General features: G+C 72.5%; 15 protein-coding genes and 1 tRNA gene. 7 read left to right on the forward strand and 9 right to left on the reverse strand.

Annotation, left to right across the window (positions count from 1 at the left end; translation table 11 throughout):
* The first annotated feature begins 113 nt into the window (after nt 1–113).
* Nucleotides 114–1,769, forward strand: a complete 1,656-nt coding sequence (locus ACFZP7_RS16115; protein WP_385634672.1) for an alpha/beta hydrolase — start codon at nt 114–116, stop codon at nt 1,767–1,769.
* 73 nt (nt 1,770–1,842) lie between these two features.
* Here ACFZP7_RS16115 and ACFZP7_RS16120 read toward each other — a convergent pair.
* A tRNA-Thr gene (locus ACFZP7_RS16120) sits at nt 1,843–1,916 on the reverse strand.
* 217 nt (nt 1,917–2,133) lie between these two features.
* Between ACFZP7_RS16120 and msiK the strand changes: the two genes are divergently transcribed.
* The 3 genes from msiK to ACFZP7_RS16135 all read left to right on the forward strand — a co-directional run bounded on the left by msiK (nt 2,134) and on the right by ACFZP7_RS16135 (nt 4,814).
* Nucleotides 2,134–3,270, forward strand: a complete 1,137-nt coding sequence (gene msiK, locus ACFZP7_RS16125) for a diacetylchitobiose ABC transporter ATP-binding protein MsiK (protein ID WP_019326695.1) — start codon at nt 2,134–2,136, stop codon at nt 3,268–3,270.
* Between the two features lie 272 nt (nt 3,271–3,542).
* On the forward strand, nt 3,543–4,001 hold the full coding sequence (locus ACFZP7_RS16130) for a hypothetical protein (protein WP_029393634.1): 459 nt from the start codon (nt 3,543–3,545) through the stop codon (nt 3,999–4,001).
* 75 nt (nt 4,002–4,076) lie between these two features.
* Entirely contained in the window at nt 4,077–4,814 is a 738-nt protein-coding gene (locus tag ACFZP7_RS16135) for a nucleotidyltransferase family protein (RefSeq protein ID WP_019326697.1), read from the forward strand.
* Nucleotides 4,815–4,912: 98 nt separating this feature from the next.
* Here the strand turns inward: ACFZP7_RS16135 and ACFZP7_RS16140 are convergent, their stop codons facing one another.
* The 6 genes from ACFZP7_RS16140 to ACFZP7_RS16165 all read right to left on the reverse strand — a co-directional run bounded on the left by ACFZP7_RS16140 (nt 4,913) and on the right by ACFZP7_RS16165 (nt 11,414).
* The gene (locus ACFZP7_RS16140; RefSeq protein ID WP_385634673.1) at nt 4,913–6,664 is read right to left on the reverse strand and encodes a DoxX family protein; all 1,752 of its coding nucleotides are present in this window, start codon (nt 6,662–6,664) and stop codon (nt 4,913–4,915) included.
* Between the two features lie 125 nt (nt 6,665–6,789).
* The gene (rlmB, locus tag ACFZP7_RS16145) at nt 6,790–7,731 is read right to left on the reverse strand and encodes a 23S rRNA (guanosine(2251)-2'-O)-methyltransferase RlmB (RefSeq protein ID WP_031019944.1); all 942 of its coding nucleotides are present in this window, start codon (nt 7,729–7,731) and stop codon (nt 6,790–6,792) included.
* A 121-nt stretch (nt 7,732–7,852) separates the two neighbouring features.
* Nucleotides 7,853–9,253 (reverse strand): cysteine--tRNA ligase, encoded by a 1,401-nt coding sequence (gene cysS / locus ACFZP7_RS16150; RefSeq protein WP_019326700.1) that lies wholly within the window; start codon nt 9,251–9,253, stop codon nt 7,853–7,855.
* A gap of 122 nt (nt 9,254–9,375) precedes the next feature.
* Nucleotides 9,376–9,885 carry a 2-C-methyl-D-erythritol 2,4-cyclodiphosphate synthase gene (ispF, locus tag ACFZP7_RS16155; RefSeq protein ID WP_019326701.1) on the reverse strand — a complete coding sequence of 170 codons (510 nt, stop codon included), beginning with the start codon at nt 9,883–9,885 and terminating at the stop codon, nt 9,376–9,378.
* Nucleotides 9,875–10,651: a 2-C-methyl-D-erythritol 4-phosphate cytidylyltransferase gene (ispD, locus tag ACFZP7_RS16160; protein ID WP_031019943.1), complete on the reverse strand. Its 777-nt coding sequence runs from the start codon at nt 10,649–10,651 to the stop codon at nt 9,875–9,877. The genes ispF and ispD overlap by 11 nt, the downstream gene beginning before the upstream one ends.
* 280 nt (nt 10,652–10,931) lie before the next feature.
* Nucleotides 10,932–11,414: a CarD family transcriptional regulator gene (locus tag ACFZP7_RS16165; RefSeq protein WP_003953493.1), complete on the reverse strand. Its 483-nt coding sequence runs from the start codon at nt 11,412–11,414 to the stop codon at nt 10,932–10,934.
* A 687-nt stretch (nt 11,415–12,101) separates the two neighbouring features.
* On the opposite strand from ACFZP7_RS16165, the gene ACFZP7_RS16170 reads away from it, so the two are divergent.
* Nucleotides 12,102–12,842 carry a copper chaperone PCu(A)C gene (locus ACFZP7_RS16170; protein WP_127436588.1) on the forward strand — a complete coding sequence of 247 codons (741 nt, stop codon included), beginning with the start codon at nt 12,102–12,104 and terminating at the stop codon, nt 12,840–12,842.
* An 82-nt stretch (nt 12,843–12,924) separates the two neighbouring features.
* Here ACFZP7_RS16170 and ACFZP7_RS16175 read toward each other — a convergent pair whose 3' ends face one another.
* Both ACFZP7_RS16175 and ACFZP7_RS16180 read right to left on the reverse strand, forming a co-directional pair.
* Nucleotides 12,925–13,605: a response regulator transcription factor gene (locus ACFZP7_RS16175; RefSeq protein WP_019326704.1), complete on the reverse strand. Its 681-nt coding sequence runs from the start codon at nt 13,603–13,605 to the stop codon at nt 12,925–12,927.
* A complete protein-coding gene (locus ACFZP7_RS16180; RefSeq protein WP_019326705.1) occupies nt 13,602–14,876 on the reverse strand; it encodes a cell wall metabolism sensor histidine kinase WalK in 1,275 nt (424 codons plus the stop codon). The genes ACFZP7_RS16175 and ACFZP7_RS16180 overlap by 4 nt, the downstream gene beginning before the upstream one ends.
* Nucleotides 14,877–15,098: 222 nt before the next feature.
* Here ACFZP7_RS16180 and phoU point away from each other — a divergent pair, with 222 nt between their 5' ends.
* The gene (phoU, locus tag ACFZP7_RS16185; RefSeq protein WP_019326706.1) at nt 15,099–15,776 is read left to right on the forward strand and encodes a phosphate signaling complex protein PhoU; all 678 of its coding nucleotides are present in this window, start codon (nt 15,099–15,101) and stop codon (nt 15,774–15,776) included.
* 185 nt (nt 15,777–15,961) lie between these two features.
* Nucleotides 15,962–16,138 carry a hypothetical protein gene (locus ACFZP7_RS16190; RefSeq protein WP_107081925.1) on the forward strand — a complete coding sequence of 59 codons (177 nt, stop codon included), beginning with the start codon at nt 15,962–15,964 and terminating at the stop codon, nt 16,136–16,138.
* The last annotated feature ends 104 nt before the right edge of the window (nt 16,139–16,242 follow it).

Raw genomic sequence — 16,242 nt, forward strand, 5'->3', positions numbered from 1 at the left:
CCCGTCCCCGCGTCACCGGACCGGCCCCCCGCCCCGTCACCGGGCGGGGGGCCGCTTGCGCCGAATGGACGCCGTACCGCGCGCCCGCGTCCGGCCCGCCGGAGCCTGAGCGCATGCCCACAGCACGCCTGATATCCACCGCTGCCCTGCTGTCCACCGCGACCCTGCTCTCCTGCTCCCTGGCGGCCTGCGCGCCGACGGAACGGGACGCCGGCCGGGGAGCCGACGGCACCGCGGCGGCGAGCGACCGACCCGACGAGAACCGCTTGCGGCAACAGACCCTGGACTGGCGGGACTGCCCCGCTCCGAGCCCCGTCCAGGGCGGCGGCGAGGCCCCCGCCCCGCTCCCGGACGGCACCCGCTGGCAGTGCGCCACCATGCGGGCCCCGCTGGACTGGGAGAAGCCCGGCGGGAAGACCATCGGCATCGCACTGATCCGGGCCCGCTCCAGCGGCGACGCGGACGACCGGCTCGGTTCGCTGCTCTTCAACTTCGGCGGCCCGGGCGGCTCCGGCGTGGCCGCGCTGCCCGCCTTCGCCACCGACTACGAGGAACTGCGCACCCGCTACGACCTGGTGAGCTTCGACCCGCGCGGCGTCGGCGACAGCCGCGGCGTGCGCTGCCTGGACCCCGAGGCGGCCGAGGAGGCCGAGGAGAAGGTGGACCAGGCGCCCGACGACGGCGGCGACGAGTCCGACGCGCTGGTCGAGCTGAACGAGCTGATCGCCGCGGCGTGCGAGAAGAACTCCGGCGACGTCCTGCCGTACGTCGGCACCACCGAGGCCGCCCGCGACCTGGACCTGATGCGGCAGATCCTCGGCGACGAGAAGCTGCACTACTTCGGGATCTCGTACGGCACCCAGCTCGGCGGCGTGTACGCCCACCTGTTCCCGGAGCGCGTGGGCCGGGCCGTGCTGGACGGTGTCGTCGACCCGACCCAGGACATGATGGAGGGGGCGCTCGGCCAGGCCGCCGGCTTCCAGCTCGCCTTCGAGCACTTCGCCCGCTGGTGCGTCGAGCAGCGCTGCACGCTCGGCGAGGACGTCGAGGCGATCGTGGAGACCGCCGTCGACCTCGAGGCGGAACTCGACGACACCCCCCTGGCCACCTCGGACGGCGGCGAACTCGACGGCGACGAGGTCATCTCCGCGATCACCGGATCGCTCTACAGCCAAAGCTTCTGGCCCGCGCTGCTGGTCGGCCTGGAGGCGGTGACCGGCGGCGACGGCGACGTCCTGGCGGAGCTGGCCGAGGTGCTCGGCCAGCACGGCTCCGGCGGCGGCGACGGCGACGACGGCACCGAGGACGATCCCGTGGACCGGAGCAACGAGAACGACGCCTTCAGGGCCATCACCTGCGACGACTCCAGCGACCGCTACACCGTGGCCGACGTGGAGCGCAGGATGCCCGAGTTCCTCGAGGCGTCCCCGCTGTTCGGCCCGGGCCTGGCGTGGAGCGCGCTCTCCTGCGCCGGCTGGCCGGTCCCCGGAGAGGCCCGGCACCCCGAGGTGAGCGCGCCCGGCGCGGCACCGATCCTGCTGGTCGGCAACACCGGCGACCCCGCCACCCCGTACGAGGGAGCCGCCCGCATGGCCGAGGCACTGGGCGAGGACGTCGGCTTCGAACTCACCTACCGGGGCGAGGGCCACGGCGCCTTCGACTCCGGCAACCCCTGTGTGCGCGACGCGGTCCACGCGTACCTGCTCGACGGGAGGCCGCCGAAGCGCGGCGCGGTCTGCGAGCCCGCACCGCTGCCGGAGGGCAAGTAGCCCCCGGCCCGCCCCGCCCCGCGCCGACGCCGAAGGCCCCGCCGTCCCGTGGACGGCGGGGCCTTCGCTGCCGAGCCCCCTGTCGGATTCGAACCGACGACCTTCGCTTTACAAGAGCGGCGCTCTGACCAGCTGAGCTAAGGAGGCGTCGCGCGGCGGAGCGCGCGGCGGCTCCACTGTACACAGAGCCGGTGAACGATGTGATTCGAAAATTTCGGCGAAGTTCACAGCCCCGCAGGTACTGACAGATCAGGTGAACGCCAGGTACCGTCCTGTGCCAGTTCACCCGTGTGGACTACACCACACCACCTTCCTACAACGGATCGTCCGGCACGTTCCTGCCGGTAGAAGGGGGCCCATCACCATGGCCACAGTTACGTTCGACAAGGCGACCCGCATCTACCCGGGTTCCACCAAGCCCGCCGTCGACGGTCTCGACATCGCGATCGAGGACGGCGAGTTCCTCGTCCTGGTCGGCCCCTCCGGCTGTGGAAAGTCCACCTCGCTCCGCATGCTCGCGGGGCTCGAGGACGTGAACGGCGGCGCCATCCGCATCGGCGACCGCGACGTCACGCACCTGCCGCCGAAGGACCGGGACATCGCCATGGTGTTCCAGAACTACGCGCTCTACCCGCACATGACGGTCGCCGACAACATGGGCTTCGCGCTCAAGATCGCCGGCGTCAACAAGGCGGAGATCCGGCAGAAGGTCGAGGAGGCCGCGAAGATCCTCGACCTCACCGAGTACCTGGACCGCAAGCCGAAGGCGCTCTCCGGCGGTCAGCGCCAGCGTGTGGCGATGGGCCGCGCGATCGTGCGCGAGCCGCAGGTCTTCCTCATGGACGAGCCGCTGTCCAACCTGGACGCCAAGCTCCGCGTCTCCACCCGTACGCAGATCGCCTCGCTCCAGCGCCGCCTCGGCATCACCACCGTCTACGTCACCCACGACCAGGTCGAGGCCATGACGATGGGCGACCGGGTGGCGGTGCTCAAGGACGGTCTGCTCCAGCAGGTCGACTCGCCGCGCAACATGTACGACAAGCCCGCCAACCTCTTCGTCGCCGGCTTCATCGGCTCCCCGGCCATGAACCTGGTCGAGGTCCCGATCACCGACGGCGGTGTGAAGTTCGGCAACAGCGTGGTGCCGGTCAGCCGCGAGGCCCTGGCGGCCGCCTCCGACAAGGGCGACCGCACGGTCACCGTCGGCGTCCGCCCCGAGCACTTCGACGTGGTGGAGCTGAACGGCGGCGCCGCCGCGTCCCTGACGAAGGACTCCGCCGACGCCCCGGCGGGTCTCGCGGTCTCGGTGAACGTGGTCGAGGAGACCGGCGCCGACGGCTACATCTACGGCACGGTCGAGGTCGGCGGCGAGACCAAGGACCTGGTGGTCCGCGTCAGCAGCCGCGCGGTGCCGGAGAAGGGCGCGACCGTCCACGTCGTGCCGCGGCCGGGCGAGACGCACGTCTTCTCGACCTCCACGGGCGAGCGCCTCTCCGACTGACACCGGCCGACCCGGGGGCGCCGGCCGCCCCCGGCAAACCGGAGCGCCCGGAAACCACGCGGCCGGGTGAATTCACCCGCGTTGACGAAAAGAGCCCCGCAGCCTGCTGCGGGGCTCTTCCCGTTGTCGACAAATACCCCGGCGCACCGGACATTTCGAGCCGTGTGCGTCAACCCCTTACCCATTTCGAGGCCGCTCTCCATCCCCCGAAGGGGTGACTAAATGTCGCCAAATCATTACCGGGCGCTACCCTCACTCGCGTGAAGCACTCCGTGAAGCACTCCGCCACCCGACAGACGCGACGCGGCCGGGGCCCCGCCCACCGGATCGGCCGCTCTCTCGCCCTCGTCCTGCCCGTCGTCCTGGTGCTCTCCGGGACCCTCGCGGTCACCCGGGTCAACTGGTCGGGGGATCCCGCCGACTCGGTGCTCGCCGCGTCGGAAGCCTCCTCCGCCAAGGCGTCCTCCGCCAAGGCCGCCAAGCGCGCCCCGCACGAGGTGCTGCGCGACCGGCTGCTGACCGAACTGCAGGAGGAGGACCCGGGCGTCGCCCTCACCCACCTCCAGCAGGCGGTGAACGAGCGCCCGTCGCTGGCCGGGCACTGCGCCTCCATCGCCCGCGCCCTCGGCCGCGCCGCGGTCAAGGTGTACGGCCCGACGCGCGCCCAGTCGTACGCGCGCCCCGTCTGCGACACCGCCTTCGCCTCGGGCGTGCTGGCCGCGCACAGCTGACGAGCCGCCGAGCCCGGGAGCCCGGGGGCCGAGGACCCTGCTCGGGCCCGCGGGGCGCCGCGTACAGTTCGGGCCATGACCGATCCGAACGCCGCGTCCCGCCGCCCCGTTCAAGCCGTCGTCCTGGCCGGCGGACAGGGTTCCCGGCTGCGCCCGTACACCGACGACCGGCCCAAGCCGATGGTGGAGATCCCGGGCACGGGGACCCCGATCATCGGCCATCAGCTCGCCTGGCTCGCCGAGGAGGGCGTGACGGACGTCGTGGTCTCCTGCGGCCACCTGGCCGAGGTGCTGCAGGGGTGGCTGGAGAAGACCGACCTGCCGCTCTCCGTCACCACCGTCGTCGAGACCGAGCCGCTGGGCCGCGGCGGCGGCCTCAAGTACGCCGCCGCGCACCTGCCCCACCCCGACCGGCCCTGGTACGCCACCAACGGGGACATCTGGACCCGTTTCTCGCTGCGCGACATGGCCGACTTCCACGCCGAGCGGGACGCCGTCGCGACCCTCGCCCTGGCCCGTCCGCGGCTGCCGTGGGGCGCCGTGCAGACGGACGGCTTCGGCCACATCACCGACTTCATCGAGGCACCGCCGTCGACCTTCGAGATCAACGCCGGTGTCTACGTCTTCTCGTCGGACTTCGCCCAGATGCTCCCGGAGCGCGGTGACCACGAGCGCACGACGTTCCCGCGGCTGGCCCGCGAGCACCGGCTGGCCGGTTTCCCGATCCCGCAGGGCTCCTACTGGCGTGCCATCGACACCGCCAAGGACCTGACGGAGGCGGCCCGGGAACTGGCGGCTCTCGGCGGCCGCTGAGCGCCCGGCAGCGCCGATACGCCGAAGGGGCCCCGCACTTCCGTGTGCGGGGCCCCTTCGGCGTGCGGGCGGCCGGTGGGGCCGCCGCCGGGCGGTGGCTAGCCCAGGAGGCCGCCCACGAGGCGGCTGCCGCCGCCCGGCTCTCCGGTGGAGGAGGAGCCGCCACCGTCGCCGTCGCTTCCGCTGCCGCTGCCGCCGCTCGAACCGGTGCCGCCGCCGGTCGTCGTGCCGCCTGCGGTCGGTCCGGCCGTGGTGCTCGGTGCCTGGTCGGCCGGGGAGGACTGTCGCGGCGGTGCCTGTCCCGTGGTGCCCTGGGTCTGGCTGGGCACGGTGCCCGCGGTGGCGCTGCCGCTGTCGCGGGTCGCCCCGGACGTGGCCGCGGCGCCCTCGGAGGGAGTGGCCGCGCCGCCGGTCGCCCCCCGGGTGGGGGAGGCGGACGCCTCCGGGGACGTCTTCGGCTCGCGGGTGCCGGGCTCCTGCGGGAGCGGGGAGCCGGGCAGTTCGTTGCGCGGGGCCTCGCCGGGGCCGGGGACGACCACCCGGTCGGCGTCCCGGACGGCACCACCGAGCAGCGAGCCGACCAGCAGGGTCACACCGGCGACCAGGAAGGTGACGAGGGCGCCGCGGCGCAGTACGTAGCGGCGCAGGTCCCAGATGTCGGCGCGGGGGCCGAGGCGCCGCCAGGCGTTGCCGGCGAGCCTGCCGTCCACGGAGTAGACGGGCGCGCCGGCGATGATCAGCGGGGACCAGGCGGCGAGGTAGATGATGTCGGGCGCGTCGTAGACCGGGACGCTCTTCCAGCTGACGGTGACGAGCAGCGCGGCGGACAGGCCGGCGCCGATGACGGCGGCGACGCGCTGCCAGCAGCCCAGGACGGTCAGGACGCCCACGAGCACCTGGAGGAAGGCGATCACCAGTCCGGCGCCGACGGGGTGCGCGAGGGCGAACTGGCGCAGTGGCTCGGCGACGTCCCAGGGGTGCAGGGTGTTGAGCCACTTGACCATGGAGCCGCGCTCGCCGCCGTCGAAGTAGACGGGGTCGCAGAGCTTGCCCATGCCGGCGTAGATGGAGATGAAGCCGAGGAAGACGCGCAGCGGGAGCAGCACGACGCCGAGGTTCATGCGGCGGCCGGGGAAGTAGGCGTGCCGCGCGTCGTCGTCGGCGTGCCGCCGGGTGCGCGGCTCGGGCTCTTCCGCGCCCTCGCCGTAGCCGTCCGTGTGCCCGTCGCCGTACTGCCCGGGCCCGGTGGTGAAGTCCTCGCCGGCGTAGGCGGGTTCGTCGTAGGCGCTGCCGACGGTGCGCATGGCGGGCAGCAGCCGGGTGCCGTCCGGGACGGGGCCGCGCTGGGCGCCGACGAGGGGGGTCTCGAGGGTCTGGGTGGCGGGCCCGTCGTCGTAGTCGTCGTACCCCCCGTAGCCGTCGTGGCCGGGGGCGCCGCCGTCGATGCCGACGCGGGGGATCACCTGGGTGGCTCCGGCGTCGGCGGAGACCTCGGCGGCCGGTTCCTCCACGTGGCGGCCGGCTCCGGCCCGCACCGCCTGGAGCAGCCGGTGGGCGCCGGTGTCGTCCGGGTCGGACCGCCCGCTCCAGACGACGGCGCGGCGGCGGCCGGGGGCGGCGCCCGGCGCGGGCATGCGGGCGGTGTCCTGGGTGGCGCTCAAGTGCCGCGCGATCCGCGGGGACCGGGTCCGCCCGGCGGAGGCACCGAGCTGCACGCGGAAGCTCGCGTGATTGACGATGACCTGGGCCGGATCGCTCGGCACCTTCACCATGCTCAGCGCGGGAGCGTCGTCGTATCCCGACGAGCGGTCCCCCGTGGGTGTGCGGGGTGTTCTGGTGTCCACACTCATCTAACCGAGTGATGTGTCGTTAGGACACTGCCTTGACCGCGCCGAACTGTCCGGACCGCGTCAAGCCCGCCCGGACAGCCCGGAACACCCCGTGCGGGTGACGGGGTCGAACCCCCGTTCCCGGCTCAGCGCCTGCGCCGCGCCGCCTCGTACAGCACGATGCCCGCCGCCACACCGGCGTTCAGCGACTCGGCCCCGCCCGGCATCGGGATCCGCACCCGGAAGTCGCAGGTCTCCCCGACGAGCCGGGACAGGCCCTTGCCCTCGCTGCCGACCACGACGACCAGGGGGCCGTCCAGGGCCTCCAGGTCACCGAGTTCGACCTCGCCGTCGGCGGCGAGACCGACGACCGTGAGCCCGGCCTTCTGGTACTGCTCCAGCGCCCGGGTGAGGTTGGTCGCGCGGGCCACCGGCGTACGGGCGGCCGTACCGGCGGACGTCTTCCAGGCGCCCGCCGTCATGCCGGCCGCGCGCCGCTCGGGGACGACGACGCCGTGGCCGCCGAAGGCGGAGACGGAGCGGACGACGGCACCGAGGTTGCGCGGGTCGGTCACGCCGTCGAGGGCGACGATCAGCGGGTCCGCGCCCTCGTCGTGGGCGGCGGCGACCAGGTCCTCGGGGTGCGCGTACTCGTAGGGCGGGACCTGGAGGACGAGACCCTGGTGGTTGAGCCCGTTGGTCATCCGGTCCAGCTCGGGGCGCGGCGCCTCCATGAGGTTGATGCCGCCGCGCTCGGCCGCGATCTGGAGCGCCTCGCGCACCCGCTCGTCGTTGTCGATGAACTGCTGGACGTAGAGCGTCGAGGCGGGCACACCGTCGCGCAGCGCCTCGAAGACCGGGTTGCGGCCGACGACCAGCTCGGAGGTGGACCGTCCGCCGCCGCGCCGCTGCTGGGTGCGTCCGGTGGCGCGGCGCGCCTTGGCGTTGGCGGCGCGCTGCTTGGCGTGCCCCTTGCGCATCTCGGCGGGAGGCGTCGGCCCCTTGCCTTCCAGGCCCCGGCGCCGCTTGCCGCCGCTGCCGACCTGCGCGCCCTTCTTGCCGGACATGCGGCGGTTGTTCGCGGCCATGAGTTACCTGTCTCCGCTCTCTACGGGAGTGTGCGTCGTACGTGCGTCTTATGCAGTGTGCCGCCCGGAGGGCCGGGCGGCACAATCGATCTACGGTTCCGGGCTCCGGGACCGGGCGGGGTCAGCGGGAACCGAGGCTCCAGCGGGGCCCCTGCGGGCTGTCCTCGATGACGAGTCCGGACCGGCCCAGCTCGTCGCGGATGGCGTCCGCGGTCGCCCAGTCCTTGCGCGCCCGCGCGGCCTCGCGCTGGTCGAGCACCAGCCGTACGAGGCCGTCGACGACGTGCCGCAGGTCCTCGCCCTGTTCCTGCTCGCCCGCCCACTGCGGGGCCAGCGGGTCCAGGCCCAGCACCCCGAGCATGGCCCGCACTTCGGCGAGGCGCCCGACGGCGGCCTCCTTGTCGTCGGCGGCCAGCGCGCTGTTGCCCTGCCGGACGGTGGTGTGCACGACCGCGAGGGCCTGCGGCACGCCCAGGTCGTCGTCCATCGCCTCGGCGAAGGCGGGCGGCACCTCGGCGGCGGGCTCGACGGAGTGGCCGGCCAGCTCGGTGACGCGCTGCACGAAGCCCTCGATCCGCGCGTACGCCGACTCGGCCTCGCGCAGGGACTCCTCGCTGTACTCGATGGTGGAGCGGTAGTGCGGCGTGCCCAGGTAGTACCGCAGCACCACCGGCCGCCACTTCTTCACCATCTCGCTGACGAGCACGCTGTTGCCGAGCGACTTCGACATCTTCTCGCCGCTCATGGTGACCCAGGCGTTGTGCACCCAGTAGCGCGCGAAGGCGTCACCGAACCCCTTCGCCTGCGCGATCTCGTTCTCGTGGTGCGGGAAGATCAGGTCGATCCCGCCCCCGTGGACGTCGAACTCCTCGCCCAGGTACTTGTGCGCCATGGCCGAGCACTCCAGGTGCCACCCCGGCCGCCCCCGCCCCCACGGCGTCTCCCAGCTCGGCTCCCCCGGCTTGGCCGCCTTCCACATGGCGAAGTCCCGCGGGTCCCGCTTGCCGGTCTCGCCCTCGCCGGAGGGCTGGCGCAGCTCGTCGAGGTCCTGGTTGGACAGCGACAGGTACCCGGGCAGGGACCGTACGTCGAAGTAGACGTTGCCCTCGGCCTCGTAGGCGTGGCCGCGCTCGATGAGGCCGCGCATCATCTCGACCATCTCGGTGATGTGACCGGTGGCGCGCGGCTCGTACGTCGGCGGGAGGCAGCCGAGGGCGTCGTAGGCGTCGTTGAACGCCCGCTCGTTCTCGTACCCGATGGACCACCAGGGGCGGTTCTGGTCCGCGGCCTTCTTGATGATCTTGTCGTCGATGTCGGTGACGTTGCGGATGAAGGTGACGTCGTAGCCGCGGTACGCGAACCAGCGGCGCATGATGTCGAAGTTCAGCCCGGACCGGATGTGTCCGATGTGCGGGGCGGCCTGAACGGTGGCACCACACAGGTAGATCGAGACGCAGCCCGGTGTGAGGGGGGCGAAGTCACGGATCTGCCGGGCGCTGGTGTCGTACAGGCGAATAGTCACCCCTCCAGGGTAGTGGGCGCGCGGCAGTGCCACGGGCACGCGGCCCCTCTTGTCACCGGTCCGAGCCCGGAGGCGACGCCGGGCGCCGGCACCCCACCGCGCCGGGTCGGTCCGGCCCTCGCTCACCCCACCCGCGCGACCAGCGCCGTGGCCACCGCCATCAGCCCTTCCCCCCGCCCGGGGAACCCCAGTCCGTCCGTCGTCGCGCCCGACACGGACACCGGCGCCCCCACCGCCTCCGAGAGGACCGCCTCCGCCTCGCCCCGCCGCTTCCCGATCTTCGGCCTCGGCCCGACCACCTGCACCGCCACGTTCCCGATCCGGAACCCCGCCGCCCGCACGATCCGCGCCGCCTCCGTCAGCAGCGTCACCCCGGACGCCCCGGACCACTCCGGCCGCCCGGTACCGAAGTGCTGCCCGAGGTCCCCGAGCCCCGCCGCCGAGAACAACGCGTTGCACGCCGCGTGCGCGACCACGTCCGCGTCGGAGTGCCCGGCCAGCCCGGCCCCCTCGCCCTCCCACTTCAGTCCGGCGCACCACAGCTCGCGCCCGTCCTCGAAGGCGTGGATGTCCGTACCGATCCCGACCCGCGGCAGCACGACGCCCGCGGAACCGTCCGCCTCAGAACCCATCGTTCAGCCTCCTGCGCGCCAGCACCGCCTCCGCCAGCACCAGGTCGAGGGGCCGCGTCACCTTGAACGCCTCCTCGTGACCCGGCACGACCACCACGGTCAGCCCCAGCTGCTCCACCATGCTCGCGTCGTCCGTGACGTTCTCCGTCACCGTCCCGTGGGCCCGCACCAGCGTCCCCCGGTCGAAGCCCTGCGGCGTCTGCACCGCCCGCAGCCGCGCCCGCTCCGGCGTCGCCACCACCGGCTCCGGCTCGCCCGCCACCTGGGCCGGCTCGACCTGCTTGACCGTGTCGGCGAGCGGCAGCGCCGGCACCACGGCCGGCGCTCCGTCCCGGACCGCGTCGATCACGGCGTCCACCGTGTCCACCGGCACCAGCGGCCGGGCCGCGTCGTGCACGAGGACGATGTCGTAGGTGTCCGGCAGCGCGTCCAGCCCGAGCCGTACGGACTCCTGGCGCGTCTCACCGCCGGGCACGACCAGGAAGTCCGTCCACTCGGGCAGCGCGTGGGCGTCGAGCAGGCTCTTGACCTCGGCCGCGCCGTCGGGCGGCGCGACCACCACGACGAGGGAGACCCGGCGGGAGGCGGCCATCGCCCGGACCGCGTGCACGAGCATGGGCGTGCCGCCCAGCGCGCGGAGGGCTTTCGGTGCGCCGGGGCCGAGCCGTACGCCCCGGCCGGCCGCCGGAATCACGGCGGCGGTCCTGGTGTTCGTACGGGTGTCGGGCCGCATGTCGGCGGGCGAGGGACGCGATTCGTCAGACATCGGTTCCTGTCAGGTTTGTGTGCTCGACCTAGTTGGGTATGGCCTCACCGTGCCGGGCGCGACGCCTTGACCGGACCCTTCCGTGACCCCGGTCGAGCCAGCAGCCCGGGCCCGGCACGCCAGGACCGGGGGCGAGCCCCCCGGGTGATCGTACGAGGACGAGGTCCGGGTACGAACATGCCGCAGCGCCCGGCGACAGCAAAGATGTCATCGGGCACCGCGGCATTTCAGTGCGCTGAACCGAGCGGGGAGCGGGCTGCTGCTCGCCCCGCGAGGCGCCTCAGGAGGCGAGCACCTCGTCGAGCAGGGCCTCCGCCTTGTCCTCGTTGGTGTTCTCCGCGAGAGCCAGCTCGCTCACCAGGATCTGGCGGGCCTTGGCGAGCATGCGCTTCTCACCGGCGGAGAGTCCGCGCTCGCGCTCGCGGCGCCACAGGTCGCGTACGACTTCCGCGACCTTGATGACGTCGCCGGAGGCGAGCTTCTCCAGGTTTGCCTTGTAACGACGCGACCAGTTCGTGGGCTCCTCGGCGTACGGCGCGCGCAGCACCTCGAAGACCCGGTCCAGTCCGTCCTGACCGACCACATCACGCACGCCGACGAACTCCGCATTGTCCGCTGGCACACGTACCGTCAGATCGCCCTGGGCGACCTTCAGCACCAAGTAGGTCTTGTCCACGCCTTTGATCTGGCGAGTTTCGATAGCCTCGATCAGCGCGGCCCCGTGATGGGGATAGACCACGGTGTCGCCAACCTTGAACGTCATGTGACAGGTACCCCTTCCGTGGCTATCCAGGGTAACACGGATACGGCGTCTTCTGAATGGCGTTTTCGCAGGTCAGGGCATATCTCGGGGCTTGACAACAGCAACATGGACGTGCTGCGCCGAGCGAGCGGAAGAAAGTATTCGCAGGTCGGAGCGGCTCTTCAGGGCAGGCGAAACACGCACGTCACACACATCCGGAGGCACCTCCACCCGCCCAGAACGCCCCATATGTCTGGTTCCGTGCGTGCGACTTCCGCTACTCCGTTCGGTGGCCGCGACGGGGTTCCGGCCGATTCCGGAATTGATCACCGGTCGCTCCGCGCGGCCCGCCGATGATCAATTTCCTGGCCCTCCGTGCATTCCTTCACGGAAAATTCGCGCACCGATCGGCGACCGGTATGACGGGGGGCTTCTTATGTGAATGACGGACGACTGCCGCCCCGGAAAACGACGCGCGAAGGAGTCCCCGAGATCCCGGCGGGCGGCCCGCGATCCGGCGCGCCGGGCCCCTGGGGAGGCGGCGCACCGCGTCCCGTCCTACCGCCTGCCGGGCGAAGCGGACCCCTTCGGGGAGGGTCGGGTGCGGCGGCCCGGGAACGGCTCGGTAGCCTAAGGCCGCTGACAGTCACTTAGGGCGGCTTTATCCGTTGCCGCCGCCTCGCTCGAGTCCAAGGAGTTGCCGCCGCCGTGAGCAGCAGCCTTCGACGCGGTGCCCTCGCCGCCGCCGCCATCGCGTTCTCGATCGCCTCGCTCGCCGCGTGCGGCGCCGGTCACAACGCCGAGACGCTGAACATCAAGCCGGACAACGCTGCGACGACCGTCGGTGACATCCAGATCCAGAACGCGATCGTCATCACGCAGCCGGACCTGGAGTCGACCGGCCCGGCCGTGGTCTCCGCCACCCTGTTCAACAACAGCCGGACGGACCAGACCCTTCAGTCCATCACCGTGGACGGAACCGACAAGACCGCCGAGCTGAAGCCCGCCAAGGGCCAGAAGGGCGCCGACGGCGGCCTCACCGTCCCGGCGGGCGGCTCCCTGATCCTCGGCGGCGAGGGCAACGCCTCCGCCGTCCTGCCCAGCAGCCGCGAGGCCATCCAGGACGGCAACGCGCAGAAGATCACCTTCACCCTCAGCAAGACCGGCAAGGTCAGCCTGGAAGCCTTCGTGGTCCCCGCCGAGAGCTACTTCTCCGACTGGGGCCCGAGCGACGTCCCGGCGGCGCCGGGCGCGTCGGCGGATCCGTCGCAGGAGGAGTCGGGCCGGCCGTCCGACGGCGAGTCGGCCCCGGGCACCGAGGGTGCCACCGGGACCGAGGGCGCCACGGGCGAGCCCTCCGGCGAGGCCGACGAGACCGGAGCGGCCGCGGACGGCACCACGGACGGTGCCTCCGAGGGCGCCGGCACCGGAGCCGAAGCCGGCCACTGAGCGCCGTACGAAGAAGGGCGGGGCCTCTGCTGAGGCCCCGCCCTTTTCCGTGCTCGCCGCGGGCGCCGGGGCGCCGGCCGCTCTACGGCTCGAACTTGTACCCGAGGCCGCGCACCGTCACCAGGTACCGCGGCGCCCCCGGGTCGGGCTCGATCTTGGCGCGCAGCCGCTTGACGTGGACGTCGAGGGTCTTGGTGTCACCGACGTAGTCGGCGCCCCAGACCCGGTCGATGAGCTGCATGCGGGTCAGCACCCGGCCGGCGTTGCGCAGCAGCATCTCCAGGAGGTCGAACTCCTTCAGCGGGAGGTCGATCTTGGTGCCGCCCACGGTCACCACGTGCCGGTCGACGTCCATACGGACGGGACCGGCCTCCAGGGCGGCCGGGGCGACCTCCTCCGGCTCACCGCGCCGGCGCAGCACGGCCCGGATGCGGGCGACCAGCTCACGGGAGGAGAAGGGCTTGGTGACGTAGTCGTCGGCCCCTATCTCCAGGCCGACGACCTTGTCGATCTCGCTGTCCTTGGCGGTCACCATGATCACGGGTACGTTCGAGCGGCCGCGCAGCTGGCGGCAGACCTCGGTGCCCGGCAGGCCGGGCAGCATCAGGTCGAGGAGCACGAGGTCGGCGCCGTTGCGCTCGAACTCGTCGAGTCCGTCGGGGCCTGTGGTCGCGACGGCGACCTCGAAGCCCTCCTTGCGGAGCATGTACGACAGGGCGTCGGAGAAGGACTCCTCGTCCTCGACGACGAGCACACGGGTCACGGAAGGACCTCCGGGGCGGGAAGCGTTTCATACGGGGAAGTATGGGGGGATGAGGGGGACCGCCCGGTCGCGGCGCTGAGACCGGCGCGGTCGGAAAGGTGCTGCTGAGCGCGGTCGCGGGACGGGCCCGCCTCCGGCAGCCGCAGGGTGAAGGTGGAGCCCTGGCCTTCGGCGCTCCACACCGTGACCTCCCCGCCGTGCGAGGCGACCACGTGCTTGACGATCGCGAGACCCAGACCGGTGCCGCCGGTGGCCCGGGAGCGGGCCGGGTCCACGCGGTAGAAGCGCTCGAAGACGCGCTCCTTGTCCTTCTCCGAGATGCCGATGCCCTGGTCGGTCACGGCGATCTCGATCAGGTCGCCGCCGGGAGCGTTCACCCGGCGGGCCGCTATGCCGACGCGGGTGCGGGCGGGCGAGTAGTTGACGGCGTTCTCGACGAGGTTGCCGAGCGCGGCGGCGAGCTGGCCGCGGTTCCCGCGCACGTGCAGATCCGCCGTACCTCCGGCGGCCATGGTGATCTGCTTGGTGCCGGCCGCCTGCCGGCAGCGGTCGATGGCCTCGGCGACCAGTTCGTCCACGCGGACGGGCTCGGCGTCGTCGAGGGGGTCGTCGTTCTGGACCCGGGACAGGTCGATCAGCTCCTGCACCAGGTTGGTGAGCCGGGTGGCCTCGATCTGCATCCGCCCGGCGAACCGCTCCACGGCCTCCGGATCGTCGGAGGCGTCCATGACAGCCTCGGACAGCAGCGAGAGGGCGCCCACCGGCGTCTTCAGCTCATGACTCACATTGGCGACGAAGTCGCGCCGTACGGCCTCGATGCGGCGGGCCTCGGTGAGGTCCTCGACCAGCAGCAGCACCAGCCGGGACCCGAGCGGCGCGACACGCGCGGAGACGGCCAGGGCCTCCCCCCGCCCGTTCCCGCGCCTCGGCAGGTCCAGCTCGACCTGCCGTATCTCACCGTCCCGCCGGGTGTCCCTGGCCATCTGCAGCATCGGCTCGACGGCGAGCTTGCCGCCCCGGACCAGACCGAGGGCGTACGCCGCCGAGCTGGCCTTGACCACCGCGTCGGCCTCGTCGAGGACGACGGCGGAGGAGCGGAGCACCGACAGCACGGTGTCGACACCGGGCGGCAGCACCGGGTCCGTGTGGAGCGAGGTGCGCGTGGGGCGCTTCTGCTCCTTCTCGCTCCAGCGGAACGCCAGCATGGCGATGACGCCGGTGAGCACTCCGGCGATCGCTGCCGCTGCGGCGACCGCCGCGTTCACGTCCATGCCTCCAGGTTAGGCACGGCGAACGGCCCCGCCCCAGCCATCCGGCTGCGACCTCGAACACTCGTCGCCCAGAGTTCACCTTGGAGCCAGGGACGATTCACTTGTGGTGCCGGAAACGGACGCGTACGGGCCGGAACGTGTAAGCGTGGGGGCACGGCAAGGGGCGCAAGCCGGTGCGAGCCGATGCGACCCCCTACTAAGGACGTACGAGAGGGAACCCTGATGCGGGACGCGTACCACGAGGAACTTGACTCGATCGGCGACAGTCTGGTGGAGATGGCCCGGCTGGTCGGGTCGGCGATCGGACGCGCCACGACCGCGATCCTCGACTCCGACCTGAAGCTGGCCGAGGCGGTCATCGAGGCCGACCAGAAGGTCGACGAACTCCAGCACGAGCTGGAGGCCCGGGCGATAACCCTGCTGGCCCGGCAGCAGCCGGTCGCCACCGACCTGCGGATCGTCGTCACCTCGCTGCGGATGTCGGCCGACCTGGAGCGCTCGGGCGACCTGGCCCAGCACGTGGCCAAGCTGGCCCGGCTGCGCTACCCGGAGCGCGCGGTGCCGCACGACCTGCACGCGACCATCCTGGAGATGGGCCAGCTCGCGCAGCGCCTGATGGCGAAGGCCGCCGAGGTGATCATCACCAAGGACGTCGACCTGGCCCTCCAGCTGGAGCAGGACGACGACGCGATGGACCTGCTCCACCGCACCCTCTTCCAGCACCTGATGGACGACCGCTGGAAGCACGGCATCGAGACGGCCGTCGACGTCACCCTCCTCGGCCGCTACTACGAGCGCTACGCCGACCACGCCGTGGCCGTCGCCAAGCGGGTCGTCTACCTGGTCACCGGCGAGCACGCGGACGAGCTCCAGTCGACGACCCAGGTCGAGGGCGCCTGAGCCGACCGGCGTCCGGCCGCGGCCGGCCCGACCCGGCTGCCGGCCGGCCCCGGACCCGGTCCGGTCGGCCCCGGCCCCGATCCGCCCGGCCCCGGGGGCGCGCGCGACCGCCCCAATGCGCCGTTGATGCGACTGCCGCCCCGGGCGTGCAATGGACCAAGGCACTCCAGCCTCCAGGAGGAACCATGGCCGATTCCCCCAGCACGCCCGGCACGCCCGGCACGCGGCAGTCCGACCCCACCGCGGAGCGCCGCACCGAGCGACCGCCCGAGATCCGCGCCCTGCCCCTGATCGCCGCCTGCGGCTGCGGTTCCGGCTGCGGCTGCGGCTGCCAGTCGGGCAACCCCTGCCAGTGCGGCTGACGCGGTAGCGGCGTCGGCGTACCCGACGTCCACGGCGGCCGGTTCGCCCCGGCCGCCGTGGACGCGCACCCTGGAAGGAGCAGGAAGACGCTCCCGAAGGAGGT

The sequence above is a fragment of the Streptomyces sp. SudanB5_2050 genome (assembly GCF_964272335.1).
GTDB lineage: Bacteria > Actinomycetota > Actinomycetes > Streptomycetales > Streptomycetaceae > Streptomyces > Streptomyces rochei.

Bases quoted from the DNA above. Each gene is read 5' to 3' on its own strand.
- ACFZP7_RS16165 (WP_003953493.1), bottom strand. From the start codon at position 11,414: ATGACGTTCAAGGTTGGCGACACCGTGGTCTATCCCCATCACGGGGCC.
- ACFZP7_RS16115 (WP_385634672.1), top strand. From the start codon at position 114: ATGCCCACAGCACGCCTGATATCCACCGCTGCCCTGCTGTCCACCGCG.
- ACFZP7_RS16190 (WP_107081925.1), top strand. From the start codon at position 15,962: ATGGCCGATTCCCCCAGCACGCCCGGCACGCCCGGCACGCGGCAGTCC.
- ACFZP7_RS16140 (WP_385634673.1), bottom strand. From the start codon at position 6,664: ATGAGTGTGGACACCAGAACACCCCGCACACCCACGGGGGACCGCTCG.
- rlmB (WP_031019944.1), bottom strand. From the start codon at position 7,731: ATGGCCGCGAACAACCGCCGCATGTCCGGCAAGAAGGGCGCGCAGGTC.
- ACFZP7_RS16180 (WP_019326705.1), bottom strand. From the start codon at position 14,876: ATGGACGTGAACGCGGCGGTCGCCGCAGCGGCAGCGATCGCCGGAGTG.
- ACFZP7_RS16135 (WP_019326697.1), top strand. From the start codon at position 4,077: ATGACCGATCCGAACGCCGCGTCCCGCCGCCCCGTTCAAGCCGTCGTC.
- phoU (WP_019326706.1), top strand. From the start codon at position 15,099: ATGCGGGACGCGTACCACGAGGAACTTGACTCGATCGGCGACAGTCTG.
- ispF (WP_019326701.1), bottom strand. From the start codon at position 9,885: ATGGGTTCTGAGGCGGACGGTTCCGCGGGCGTCGTGCTGCCGCGGGTC.
- msiK (WP_019326695.1), top strand. From the start codon at position 2,134: ATGGCCACAGTTACGTTCGACAAGGCGACCCGCATCTACCCGGGTTCC.
- ispD (WP_031019943.1), bottom strand. From the start codon at position 10,651: ATGTCTGACGAATCGCGTCCCTCGCCCGCCGACATGCGGCCCGACACC.